This window comes from Caryophanon latum (assembly GCF_001700325.1).
Lineage (GTDB): Bacteria > Bacillota > Bacilli > Bacillales_A > Planococcaceae > Caryophanon > Caryophanon latum.
Map to the genome: position 1 here is coordinate 1 of NZ_MATO01000037.1, position 11,830 is coordinate 11,830.

Sequence of the window (11,830 nt, forward strand, 5' to 3'; positions counted from 1 at the left end):
ATTTTCAAGTCCCCGAAAAGTTTTCTAACAGGAATGCTCCTTTCGCCACTATATAGCGCTCGCAAACAAATAAGTGGACATGAGCGACTATTTTTTTAATGTTTAGCGTTTATTTTGTATACTAAAGAAAAGGGGGAATATAAATGGGCAGTTCGTTTTCATTATTAATTGTTAGCTGGATTATTATTATGGTGGTGCTCATGGCGATTGGTGGCTTTTTCATGTTCCGTAAATTTTTAAAGCAGCTGCCAAAGCAAGACGGTTTATCCGAACTCGATTGGCAAAATTATTACTTAGAACAAACGATTCATTTATGGAGCGACGAGCAAAAAGAGCTGCTAAATGAATTAACTGCACCGGTTCCGGAATTGTTTCGCAGCGTTGCGAAGGAAAAAATCGGCGGTACCATTGGCAAGCTAGCACTTGAGCAGCGTGCAACTGCGCTTGATGAAGAGTTAATTATTCGCGGCTACATTATCGCCTCACCAAAGCGCGATCATAAGTTTTTACGTAAAAAGCTGCAGGAGCTACATATCGATATTTCACCGTACGAACATTTAATGTTAGACGAAAAAATAAAGCATGCGCCCGAATGAGCACATGCTTTATTTTTTCGACCATTTACTGAATCGTTGCCTTTATTTTTTTAAATTTTATAAACATCGCAATGCGCCAGCACGCAATCATCGAGAAGGCCAACAAGAAAAACATGCCCGCTAGCTCCCCGAAGTCAATTGAGTTTTGCATGACGAGCTTCGCAATAACGCGAACGACGAGCAGCCCAACTAAAATGAATAAAAATGCCTTTGATTTTTTTAAATAAATGCCGTCTTCTCGCACTTCAAATTGCGTTTTCCAAATAAGTAGTAGCGACGCACATGCACCGAGCACAAACACTTCTAAAATTTGCATCGGTGCGACCCGAAATGGCTCATATATAAACATAAGTGCCCCTGTCGACATCGCAACAGGTGGAATAATAATGCGCTTTTCATTAATCGGTCGTCGATGTGCACGCATGCGCATCATCATGACGCTAACTCCCATAAAAATAGCGACGATCGTTGAAACAATCGCTATATAATGTGAAGGGATTTCCTCAAGCATTCATTCCCCTCCTTCTTAACCTATAATGTTAATACGTTATCAATTACTTCTTTTAAATGTACTGGATCAAACGGCTTTGTCACGAAATCTTTCGCACCGTATGCAAGTGCTTGCTTAATAAGCTTTTGCTGCCCCAGTGCGGTAATCATGACAATTTTTGCATCTGGATTGCGCTCCATAATCGTTTTTACGGCATCAATGCCATTCATAATTGGCATCGTGACGTCCATCGTTACGACGTCTGGCTCGCACTCCTCAAATTTCGCAATCGCCTCTTGACCGTTTGCTGCCTGCGCAACGACACGATAGCCCCATTGCTCCATCATATTACTAATTGTTACACGCATAAACATCGCATCATCTACTACTAAAACTGTTGCCATGTCCACCATCCTCTCTTCTCAAAAACTAAAAGCCCGTAAAGCCACCAAAAATTGGGGAAATAAAACGAATGAATAACGTCATCCCATCAAAAAATAATAAAACACCGAGTGCAATCATGCAATACCCACCGATTTTAACGATGCGTGCGCTATAGTTGCGAATAAACTGAATGCGCGAAATGAAAAATGATAGCGTGAAAAATGGTAGCGCAAACCCTAAAAAATAAAGCAGCATGTACAGCATCGCCGAATCTGGCTGCGTCGCACTAAGCGCAATAATACTCATTAAAATCGGCCCAGTACACGGCGTCCAACCAGCCGCAAATGCTAAACCAATAAGCAAGCTGCCTGCATAGCCAGCTGGTCGATTTTTAAACTGAAATGTACGATCTTTTTGCAAAAAGTCGATGTTTAACCAACCGACAACGATGAAGCCAAACAGCACAATTAAAATCGCTCCAACTTGACGCAGCAACGTTTGATACGTGACAAAAAACTCATACACAAACGATGTACCAAAACCAATCGCAATAAAAATAATTGAAAAACCTAGTAAAAAGAATAATGTATGTAAAATGGCTCGACGCTGCAGCATACCACGTTCATTTTTTAGCTCATCGATGCTCATACCTGTAATATACGATAAAAATGCTGGATATAACGGCAGCGTACACGGTGAAATAAAGCTTAAAAAACCTGCGCCGAACGCTAAAAAAACATTCATTTACTCTCCCCCTTTACGTTACTTCACATGTTACCAAAAGCGTCGTCGTTTTGCGCGTTACTCGCTCACTGTACGTCGCTTTTTTTGATGTCGATACGTCGTTACACTAAACAGTAAAAGCGCTACCCAAATAAACGCAAAGCTCATAAACTGCGCATTGCTAAACGTTTCTTCATATAAAAAGATACCGAGCAGCAACGTCATCGTCGGCGTAATGTATTGCAAAAAGCCAATGACATATAGCGGCAAATGCTTCGTCGCCACCGCAAAGCATACGAGCGGAATTACCGTTAACACACCTGAAATGATGAGCAAAAAGTCGGTCGTTACGCTCATATGCCCAAATGCCGACAAACCGCGTTGCTGAAGCACTAGTAAATACGTAACCGCAATCGGTAGTACAAACAGCGTCTCAATCGCCACAGAATGAAGTGCCTCTAGCTGAATTTGCTTCTTTAACACGCCGTATAACGCAAACGACAACGCGAGCGATAACGCAATGTACGGTACTTCCCCGACGTTAATAATCATTAATAGCACACCAAACGCCGCAATGCATAATGCCATTTGCTGACCGCGCAGCAGCTTTTCCTTATAAATAAGTACACCGAACAAAATCGACAGAAGCGGATTAATGTAATACCCTAAGCTCGTATCAATAATATGCTCATTTGCAACCGCCCAAATGTACATAAACCAATTAAACGAAATGCAAAGCGATGCTGCAAATAAAACGAGCACTTTTTTCGGCGTGCGCAACAGCTGCCCAAGTACGCCGTAAAATGCCGACCATTTTTTGAGCGCGATGATCGCACCGATACTGAAGACGCACGACCAGACGATGCGGTTTGCGAGTGTATCAAAGCTGTTAACATCACTAAGCAACGTCCAAAAAAGTGGAAACAGTCCCCACATAACATACATCGTAATACCGTTAATAAAACCTACTTTTTCGTTCACACTTTCACTCCTTTACCGTCCTCATTATATGCCTTCTATAAACAAACGACAATGCGCAATTACTTGTACAAATAGGGATAAATATATTTACTTTTCTGAATTTTTATTTTAAAGTAGTATTACATCAATAAAGGAGGGAAACGGATGGAGCATTTACGACAACAGCTCGCGATTCGCAGCTCACTACTTATACCGTTATTAATTGCGCTTATCGTCTGTATCGTTGTAACGCCGATTCCGACGACCGCTTTATTTTTACCAATCATTGCGTATTTTTGTATGCGACTTTATAAGCAGCTACAGCATGAACAGCTCGATGCTTTTTCGATTACATTTGAGCTCGGCTGCATTCTCTTTATGATGACGCTGTTTATCGCTGCACATCGCGTCATGTATTAACACATTGTATATTACAAAGGAGTACTGAACATGGCAAAAACAAAACAACTTACAATCGAACAACAATTAAATGAACTCGTCGCTTCTTGGTCAGTTCTTTACACAAAGCTACATAACTATCACTGGTACGTAAGCGGCCCATCATTTTTCACATTACATACGAAATTTGAGGAGCTGTACAATGAGGCGGCTCTTCATTTAGACGACTTAGCAGAGCGTATTTTATCACGTGGTGAAAAACCGGTCGCTACATTAAAAGAGCAGCTCGCGATTTCACTCGTAAAAGAAGCTACAGGCAAAGAAGATGCGTCTAAAATGGTTGCTACGATCGTAAAAGATTTCACAAAAATCCAAACAGCTGCGAAAAGCACGATGGATGCTGCAAGTGAAGCTGGCGACGATCGCACCGAGGATTTACTAAATGGCATGATTCAATCACTTGAAAAGCACGTATGGATGCTAAACGCCTTTTTAGGTGAACGAGCAAAATAACATAAACAAAAAGGAAGCGCTGCTCACTCGGCGCTTCCTTTTTCATTGAGCTGACGTACTGCTTCATAAAATCGCTCACCGTTTACAACTTTATATGTCATACCATTTACCGCCATGACACGCGCCGAGCCGATGCTGACGTACACGATTGTCCCCTTTATTGAATGGAGTGCCATTTCATATTGTGCGTTCACAACACATGTCTTTTTCTGTAACGTCATACGATCTGCATATTGCAGTAACTGCTGTAGCGCCTCGCCTTCAACTACGACCTCATCGACGACCGCATACTCCAGCACATCTTCATGCATAAAATAGCCGGTATACACTTCCTGAAAGGGCTGTTGTGCATCGAGCTTTCGTATCCCTGTCCAAACGCCCGCTCCCAATAGACCAAGCAAAGACGTCGTCACCCCAACAATAAATCTCTTTTTCACGAAACTCCCTCCCTACTATTGTCTCTATTATAACAAACGTTCCTCCATTCACCTCTTTTTACGCACAAAAAAGCAGCTGCACAACGAGAGGCTGCTGAAAAACTAAAAAAACGCGAAAATTCGTTGTACTTAACTTTGAATTTCGCGTTTTTGTATAGAATAAAAGTTGATTTATACTAGAAAATGTAGGGTGAATCGACTTTTTCAGTGGCCTCACACAACGACAGCTACTTTTCTCATCATTTTTTCTTCAACTTATACGAAATGGCGACGATGATGAACCAAATCGGCGTACATAATAATGCTATGCGCGTATCCTCTGCCACTGCCATTACGACAAGTAAAAACGCAAAGAACGCTAAAATGACATAGTTTACGCCCGGTGTTAGCGGCGCCTTAAACGTTGACGCTGCGTGCTGCTCTGGATGGCGACGCTTATAAATAATATGTGAAATTAAAATCATGCTCCACACCCAAATAAAGCAAATCGCTGAAATCGTTGTTACTAAATCAAACGCTGTATTTGGTAAAAGCTTCGAAAGCAGTGCGCCAAACGCTGCAACAACTGTTGACGTTATAAGCGCATTTTGTGGAACAGCGCGACGATTTAACTTTGCAAACGTTTTCGGTGCGTTGTTATTTTTTCCTAAGTTGTACAGCATGCGGCTCGTTGAAAATAACCCTGAGTTACCCGCTGACGCTGCTGACGTTAACACGACGAAGTTAATTAAACCAGCCGCTACCGGAATACCAACGAGCGTAAACACTTGTACGAACGGGCTTGATGCACCCGAAATGTTCGTCCACGGTGTAATCGATAAAATAACGATTAATGCTCCGACGTAAAACAATAAAATACGCATCGGAATTTTGTTAATTGCTGATGGAATATTTTTTTTCGGGTCCGCCGTTTCAGATGCTGTTACCCCGACGAGCTCTACCCCAACGAACGCAAACACAACCATTTGGAACGCTAATAAAAACCCTGATAAGCCGTTTGCGAAAAATCCGCCGTGCTCCCATAAATTGCTGACGCTCGCTTTGCCATATTCCGTTTCAAAGCCGCTTACAATCATCACAATTCCTACAATAATTAAGCCGACAATCGTAATAATTTTAATTAAGGCGAACCAAAACTCAAGCTCACCGAACAGCTTTACCGTTAATAAATTCAGTCCTAGTAATACGACAACTGCAATTAATGACGGAATCCACTGTGGAATATCAAACCAATAGTTAACATACAAACCGACTGCAATAATGTCTGCCATGGCCACCATGATCCAGCAAAACCAATACGTCCACCCAGTTACGTAGCCCGCCCATGAGCCGACATAATGCGTCGTAAAATCGGTAAAGCTTTCAAAGCCTGCATCTGTTAATAACAGTTCGCCGAGCGCGCGCATGACGAAAAATAGCGCTGTGCCGACAATTAAATACGCTAAAATAATCGATGGTCCGGCAAGCTCAATTGCTTTCCCCGCACCTAAAAATAACCCTGTACCAATCGTGCCGCCAATTGCAATAAGCTGCACGTGGCGATTTTTTAAATCTCGCTTTAATTGTTGCTGCTGTGCCAAAACAAATTCCTCCTAAATCATAACTTACATCGCAAATGGCACAAAAAAGAGGCTAGGAACATGTCCCAACCTCAAACTTACGTGAAAGATATCGCAATTTATTATAACAACATAATAAAAAACTAAAGAAGCATATCACAAAAAAATGTGACGTTTCTTTAATACCCTTCTGTCCGCTTTGCCTGAGATGGTGAACCCTTCGGCGGTATACGAATGTATACTCTCTCCAGAAACTGCTCGAGCTATAGTACGACCCATTAGCTGTCAACGCAAATATGAAATTCATCGTGCAATGTAGTATGTGACATACTATAGCAGTTTTTTGACAACTTGCCAACATTAAAATTTTTGTACAATAGAAAAATTGTGCGTATTTAACAAATCAACACTTCATTTGTCGTAAAATTGATACAAAAAAACGGTTTGAGCGATTAATTGCCCAAACCGTTCTTTATTATGCGTGCTGCTCTTTTGCAATCGCCTCTTTTTGTCCAAACGTCACAAGCCCTGGTTTTACGACGAACATACTAATTAAAATCGCCACTGTAAATAACGCTAAAATGGCATACATAACATAATCGTAAGAACCTGTCGCTGCTAAAATTTTCGCGCTGAGCTGATTGCCCGAAAGACCTGCAAACGCCCATGCTGATAACGCTAAGCCGTGCACTGTTGAAATGCTGTTTAAGCCGAAGCGGTCTGCAAGTAACGTCGGTAAGTTCGAGAAGCCACCGCCGTACCCTGCATTAATGACGCAAAGTAATACGACAACAAGTACGACCGAGCCTGCGTTAATGCCGTCAAATACGATCATCGCACCGATTGACACGAGCGCTGAGCCGAAAATAATTTTATAAATCGTATTGCGATCGCGTAAACGGTCTGCCCACGCTGAGAAGAATAAACGTCCACCTGCATTAAACACCGCCGTTACCGCACTCATTAAGCCGATTGCTGTAAAGCCAACTGCCGCAAGCATTGATTTCTCCTGCGAAATTAACGCTAAACCACACGTAATGTTAATGTAGAACATAATCCAAATGCCAATAAACACTTTGTTTGACAACACTTTACGATAGCTGAACGCTTTTGCTGCTGCCGCTGATTCAACATGACCTTTTGGCTTACGAATAAGCAGGAAGCCGATAATCATACATACAGCATAAATCGCCGCTAAAATGTAAAACATGTTATAAACGTTCGCCGGATTTTGTAGCGTACCGTCCGCATTCGTTGGTCCCATTAACATTTCCATTAACGGTGACGCAATAACTTTCGCTAAGCCGAAGCCTGCTACTGCAATACCTGTTGCTAACCCTTTACGATCTGCAAACCAAAGCATTAAGTTTTTCACCGGCGTTAAGTAGCCGATACCGAGCCCAATCCCCATAATGACACCGTAACAAATGAAAATGCCAATTAATGATTTTTGATAAATGAAAAAACCTGTGCCGACCATGCCGACTGTAAAGAACAATGTTGATAATAATGCCGAGCGCTTAACATTTTTCTCAACGAAGCGCCCACCAAACGCTGCGGACATCCCAAGCACGAAAATCGCTAAGCTAAATGCCCACTCGACTTCACTTAATGGTCGATCGATGTAATACGCAATGTCTGCTTTAAATAATGACCAGCAATATACAGTCCCGATACTACAGTGGATGAGTAGTGCTGGCAATACTGCACGCATCCATTTGTTTTCAATGTTACCCACGAAAAATACTCCTTACGCTTTCCAGATTCGCTGCAAAAGCTATTATTTTGTGCCGTTCAAGCTTTCTGTATTAAAACACAATATCGTCATTATAGCGTATGAAACTAGGAGCGTAAATGTTTTTTACGGTCGTTTTTGTCATTTTCTTGTTAAACGAAGCGTTAAATATCATTTTTCACGAACATTTAAAAGGAATTATATAATAAAAGTACGTTTTTAAAGTGTTTTTTTCACCACTTCAAAAGTCTGATCACTGTCCTATAACAAACATACAGTATGTTGCGTTCCTATTCATTCAAAAAAGCTATGCTCAAGCAGAGGATGCTTGAGCATAGCCATTATTTATACGCGTTGTTGCCACTTTATTTTGCCGTACGAACCTGCAAAAATCGCTGCAAACGCAAACAGTGCTGTTGTAATAAATTGGCGTACAATCACAACACCAAATTGTAATGCTTCTTTATCACCATCATCCGTAAGTTGTACTTCAATGTTAACGAAATACAATAATACAATTTGAATCGCTGCAAAAATCGCTGCAACGATTGCTGCTTCCTTTATCGAAATCGTTGCCCATTTTGTTAATAAAGCACCAATACTTGCTAGTAATACGAATGTAATGACAACGAACATTACTGGTGGAATAAACGTCGTCATTTCAATGAGTTCTTCTAATTCTGCTGCATATATACCTTCTTTAAAAAACCACGTATATTCAATAAATTCACTATCACCTTGCATATTAATTTTCCCAAAGAACGTTAAATACCAGTTCATCACACCAGTATACATAGATACGATGTAATAGACACCACTTGGAATTTGCTCCATAATGAGTGCCTCCAAAAACGAATCCCCTGCACTTGATGCACTACTTTTTAATGCAATAAAGGCGTTAATGAAATGCACGAACAAGCCAATTGCCGTTACAGCAAGTGCGTATAGCGTATATTTCATGTAGACGTATTCTTCATTTATCTTCGCTAGTAGCCCTTTTCCTGCATACGTCACATATGCTACGAGTCCGAAAATAAACCCGCTAAGTAGCACACCGGTTACAACTGTATCAAGCAGTGACGGCACGAGCTTAATCGTTACACTCGCAATGTCATCTGAGGAGTCAACACCGCTTGCCTTTGCTTTGTAGCGTGCAAACAACGACGTAATAGTTAAAAATAACGTATACAGCACGCTTGAGTACGCAATGCCGCGCCAAAAATGCCACTGATATTTTTTCGCCATGATGCCGTACACGATTGCACCGATGCATAGCGCAATAACCGGAATGAGCATAAGCCCTAAAAAGATGTTGGACTGCTTCATTTGCTTCACGTAATCGTCTCCATTTTTAATGAGTTCCATTGAAAGTGATAGATCGATATTGTGTAGCATCGCAATAAACATCGTAAAAATCGGCAATGCTGGAATGTCGACATCAATGCCAAGCTCACTTGATAACGCCGCGCTTAACATTTCTGGGTCAAACACATTCATTTCATCTAAATCTAATAAGTCACCAACCATGCTAAGGTCATCTTTAAATTGATGCACGATAACTGCTGAAAAAATTAACATAATAACAATTGAAATAGCGACTGGCAACAAAATAAGCGGCGTACGTTTAATGTAAGCTGAATGCTGTTTCGTTGCATTTTTAACGGTCATCTTTCCTTTTTCAAAATCCATATTACGCGTTAAATCTGGAATTGCCGTTAAGCTTTGGTCAAGAAGATGCCCTACTTTATTTTTTGGTGTTACTGCGGATGTTTGCGTGCCACATTGACTGCAATGCAAGCTTTTTTTATCGTTTGCTTGACCACATGACATACAAAAATCGAGCAGTTCATATGTATATTTTCGAACATTCGTATCATCAATAAGTTTCCCTGTCATGGGACAATACGTATCGTATGACGCATGCTGCTGTTGACAATGAATACAGCTCATTTAAATGCCTCCTTGTCCTGTACCACAGCACGGACAAAAACGAAGCTGTTCATCGATTTGCTGCTCACATACACGACACGGCTTTTTACGTGTAAGCTCGTCTGCAAATGGTGTTTGCAGCTGACCACAATGCCCACAAAATTTCGTGTTTGGCGGCACTGCATTTTGACATTCGGAACATTTTCCTAGCGTTTGTACTTGCTCCATCGTCGCTTTACCTAATTGATAAATCTCCTTATCAATCGCTAAAATTTCCGTAGCATCCGCCGCATATTCACCGTAATGTAAGTCGCTTGAAAGTGCTTTTTTATATACCTTTTCCCCTAATTGCATCATTTTTAAAATGCGCGCTTCTTTTCTTTGTGCAAGTAGCTGACGCTGTTCTTTTACATTGACTGACATACATTTCCCCCTTCATTCATCTTATAAAATTTTATCCTCTAATTACTTTATTTACAATAGCAATAGAAAATATTGTATAATTAATGCAACATAAAGGAGGGAATTGTTATTTTGAATCCAAACATTTGTCCTAATGAAGCGTGTCGTCAACAAAATGATGCGCACGTAAAGTTTTGCATCCATTGTGGGCATACGCTCGCTGCACGGCAAAACAAACTTGTTTGTCAGCACGATTATGAAGGCGATGCAGCGTTTTGTCGCCGATGTGGTGAACGCCGCCCATTCCCACGTTCATTTAATAAGCCGACAACAGTTGCTGCTGCCCGTCCAGAAGCTACGACACCAAAAATAGAAAAAAAGCGCTCACGTAAAGCATTGTTACCACTCGTATTAATCGCTATTTTCGCGATGCTTTCAGGCGGTACATGGGTAGCAGCGTCAAGCTATTTTGCAAATGAAAAGCAGTTAGTTGAGCAACTTCAACAAGCCGCAGACACACAAAATACAGAGCTCTTTTTAGATGCACTCACAATTGACGCATCGGATGAGCAAAAGGAAGCGTACGAGACGTATATTCATGAAAGCGACGTGTTATCAAACCGCGTGCAGTCAATTTTAAGTGCGCTCGACGTGTTGAAAAATGATGAACGAACGAGCATCACAACAGCCATTTCATCTGCGACAGTCAATGAATATGTCATTACGAAAGAAAAGAAACTTGGTCTTTTTCCATATTATTCAATTTCACCATTACCATTTGAAGTAGTCGCGACGACAAATATTCAAGATGCGTACGTTCAACTCGACAGTGAGGAACAAAAAATTGATGAAGCGACCATACTTGGACATTATTTACCTGGGCAATATATGTATACCGCGGTATGGAAAAGCCCGTTCGGTAGCACCGAGGAGCCGTACGCACTACACGTTACCCCGACTGAACAAAATGAGCTAGACGCGAATTTCGGGCTGTATGAAGTAGCAGTACCAGATGCGGTGTATGATGACTTTACCTATTACGTTAATGGTGTGGCACTCGATAAAGCGACATATGCACCAGACAACGTATTATACATTCCAGAAGGTGTGACGATTACATTAACCGCTTCATTTACTGAAGATGGCATTGCGTATGAATCAGACCCGCTCGAAATTAATAGCGATATGTATATGACCGTCATGTTCCCGGAGCATGATGCGAAAATAACGGCACAGGAGCAAGCACAAGCGGCACAACAACAAGCGGCTGAGGAAGTACAAATAGCGCAGCAAGTAGCGGTCGAGCAAGCGCAAACGGAGCAGCAAGCCGAAGCTGAAATTAATAACTTGCTACAACAATATTTATCGATGTATTCAGCAGGAAACGTAAACAGTTTACACGAAGTTATTCATACGAGCTCTTCGTTTTATGGCGAGCAAACTGCTTATTTACAAAGCTTATTAAATCGCAACATCCAATCGAGTGCGACAAGCTATTCTATTTCATCGATTAATCTGCATACAAACGACCACTTCACTGTCAACGTAAGCGAGAATTATTCGATTACGAAGCCAAATGAAGGGACGAACAACATTGTGCAAAAGTCGACGTACACAGTAAAACGAATTGACGGGCAATTATATATTACTGCACTACAGTTGTAATTAGGAACAAGGAATGCCAGAGCAGTTGAACTCGACAA

13 protein-coding genes and 1 riboswitch are annotated in these 11,830 nt (G+C 41.3%); of the genes, 4 read left to right on the forward strand and 9 right to left on the reverse strand.

Features of this window, described 5'->3' with window-relative positions:
- Positions 1 to 143: 143 nt before the first annotated feature.
- Complete coding sequence (locus tag A6K76_RS09850) at positions 144 to 596, forward strand: DUF2621 family protein (RefSeq protein ID WP_066464601.1); 453 nt, start codon at positions 144 to 146, stop codon at positions 594 to 596.
- 25 nt (positions 597 to 621) lie between these two features.
- Here A6K76_RS09850 and A6K76_RS09855 read toward each other — a convergent pair whose 3' ends face one another.
- Genes A6K76_RS09855 through rarD form a run of 4 tightly spaced genes read right to left on the reverse strand, consistent with a single transcriptional unit; the run spans position 622 to position 3,174 of the window.
- Complete coding sequence (locus A6K76_RS09855) at positions 622 to 1,107, reverse strand: CcdC family protein (RefSeq protein ID WP_066464603.1); 486 nt, start codon at positions 1,105 to 1,107, stop codon at positions 622 to 624.
- Between the two features lie 20 nt (positions 1,108 to 1,127).
- Positions 1,128 to 1,490 carry a response regulator gene (locus tag A6K76_RS09860; protein WP_066464604.1) on the reverse strand — a complete coding sequence of 121 codons (363 nt, stop codon included), beginning with the start codon at positions 1,488 to 1,490 and terminating at the stop codon, positions 1,128 to 1,130.
- 25 nt (positions 1,491 to 1,515) lie between these two features.
- The gene (locus tag A6K76_RS09865) at positions 1,516 to 2,214 is read right to left on the reverse strand and encodes a cytochrome c biogenesis CcdA family protein (protein WP_066464605.1); all 699 of its coding nucleotides are present in this window, start codon (positions 2,212 to 2,214) and stop codon (positions 1,516 to 1,518) included.
- 57 nt (positions 2,215 to 2,271) lie between these two features.
- On the reverse strand, positions 2,272 to 3,174 hold the full coding sequence (gene rarD / locus A6K76_RS09870) for an EamA family transporter RarD (RefSeq protein WP_083995380.1): 903 nt from the start codon (positions 3,172 to 3,174) through the stop codon (positions 2,272 to 2,274).
- 144 nt (positions 3,175 to 3,318) lie between these two features.
- Between rarD and A6K76_RS09875 the strand changes: the two genes are divergently transcribed.
- Both A6K76_RS09875 and A6K76_RS09880 read left to right on the forward strand, forming a co-directional pair.
- Positions 3,319 to 3,573: a hypothetical protein gene (locus tag A6K76_RS09875; RefSeq protein ID WP_066464606.1), complete on the forward strand. Its 255-nt coding sequence runs from the start codon at positions 3,319 to 3,321 to the stop codon at positions 3,571 to 3,573.
- 30 nt (positions 3,574 to 3,603) lie between these two features.
- Positions 3,604 to 4,065 (forward strand): Dps family protein, encoded by a 462-nt coding sequence (locus tag A6K76_RS09880; protein ID WP_066464608.1) that lies wholly within the window; start codon positions 3,604 to 3,606, stop codon positions 4,063 to 4,065.
- A gap of 23 nt (positions 4,066 to 4,088) precedes the next feature.
- Here A6K76_RS09880 and A6K76_RS09885 read toward each other — a convergent pair whose 3' ends face one another.
- The 5 genes from A6K76_RS09885 to A6K76_RS09905 all read right to left on the reverse strand — a co-directional run bounded on the left by A6K76_RS09885 (position 4,089) and on the right by A6K76_RS09905 (position 10,148).
- Positions 4,089 to 4,502: a hypothetical protein gene (locus tag A6K76_RS09885; protein WP_066464610.1), complete on the reverse strand. Its 414-nt coding sequence runs from the start codon at positions 4,500 to 4,502 to the stop codon at positions 4,089 to 4,091.
- Between the two features lie 239 nt (positions 4,503 to 4,741).
- Complete coding sequence (locus A6K76_RS09890) at positions 4,742 to 6,082, reverse strand: amino acid permease (protein WP_066464611.1); 1,341 nt, start codon at positions 6,080 to 6,082, stop codon at positions 4,742 to 4,744.
- Between the two features lie 159 nt (positions 6,083 to 6,241).
- A riboswitch (glycine riboswitch) is annotated at positions 6,242 to 6,322 on the reverse strand.
- Positions 6,323 to 6,536: 214 nt separating this feature from the next.
- The gene (locus A6K76_RS09895; RefSeq protein ID WP_083995381.1) at positions 6,537 to 7,799 is read right to left on the reverse strand and encodes an OFA family MFS transporter; all 1,263 of its coding nucleotides are present in this window, start codon (positions 7,797 to 7,799) and stop codon (positions 6,537 to 6,539) included.
- A 342-nt stretch (positions 7,800 to 8,141) separates the two neighbouring features.
- Positions 8,142 to 9,746 carry a zinc ribbon domain-containing protein gene (locus A6K76_RS09900; protein WP_066464612.1) on the reverse strand — a complete coding sequence of 535 codons (1,605 nt, stop codon included), beginning with the start codon at positions 9,744 to 9,746 and terminating at the stop codon, positions 8,142 to 8,144.
- On the reverse strand, positions 9,747 to 10,148 hold the full coding sequence (locus tag A6K76_RS09905; protein ID WP_066464614.1) for a zinc ribbon domain-containing protein: 402 nt from the start codon (positions 10,146 to 10,148) through the stop codon (positions 9,747 to 9,749).
- Positions 10,149 to 10,259: 111 nt separating this feature from the next.
- Between A6K76_RS09905 and A6K76_RS09910 the strand changes: the two genes are divergently transcribed.
- A complete protein-coding gene (locus A6K76_RS09910) occupies positions 10,260 to 11,792 on the forward strand; it encodes a TcaA NTF2-like domain-containing protein (protein WP_066464616.1) in 1,533 nt (510 codons plus the stop codon).
- The last annotated feature ends 38 nt before the right edge of the window (positions 11,793 to 11,830 follow it).

Excerpts from the sequence above, each read along its gene's own strand:
- A6K76_RS09875 (WP_066464606.1), top strand. The coding sequence starts at position 3,319 with ATGGAGCATTTACGACAACAGCTCGCGATTCGCAGCTCACTACTTATA.
- A6K76_RS09855 (WP_066464603.1), bottom strand. The coding sequence starts at position 1,107 with ATGCTTGAGGAAATCCCTTCACATTATATAGCGATTGTTTCAACGATC.
- A6K76_RS09850 (WP_066464601.1), top strand. The coding sequence starts at position 144 with ATGGGCAGTTCGTTTTCATTATTAATTGTTAGCTGGATTATTATTATG.
- A6K76_RS09900 (WP_066464612.1), bottom strand. The coding sequence starts at position 9,746 with ATGAGCTGTATTCATTGTCAACAGCAGCATGCGTCATACGATACGTAT.
- A6K76_RS09865 (WP_066464605.1), bottom strand. The coding sequence starts at position 2,214 with ATGAATGTTTTTTTAGCGTTCGGCGCAGGTTTTTTAAGCTTTATTTCA.
- A6K76_RS09880 (WP_066464608.1), top strand. The coding sequence starts at position 3,604 with ATGGCAAAAACAAAACAACTTACAATCGAACAACAATTAAATGAACTC.
- A6K76_RS09860 (WP_066464604.1), bottom strand. The coding sequence starts at position 1,490 with ATGGCAACAGTTTTAGTAGTAGATGATGCGATGTTTATGCGTGTAACA.
- A6K76_RS09905 (WP_066464614.1), bottom strand. The coding sequence starts at position 10,148 with ATGTCAGTCAATGTAAAAGAACAGCGTCAGCTACTTGCACAAAGAAAA.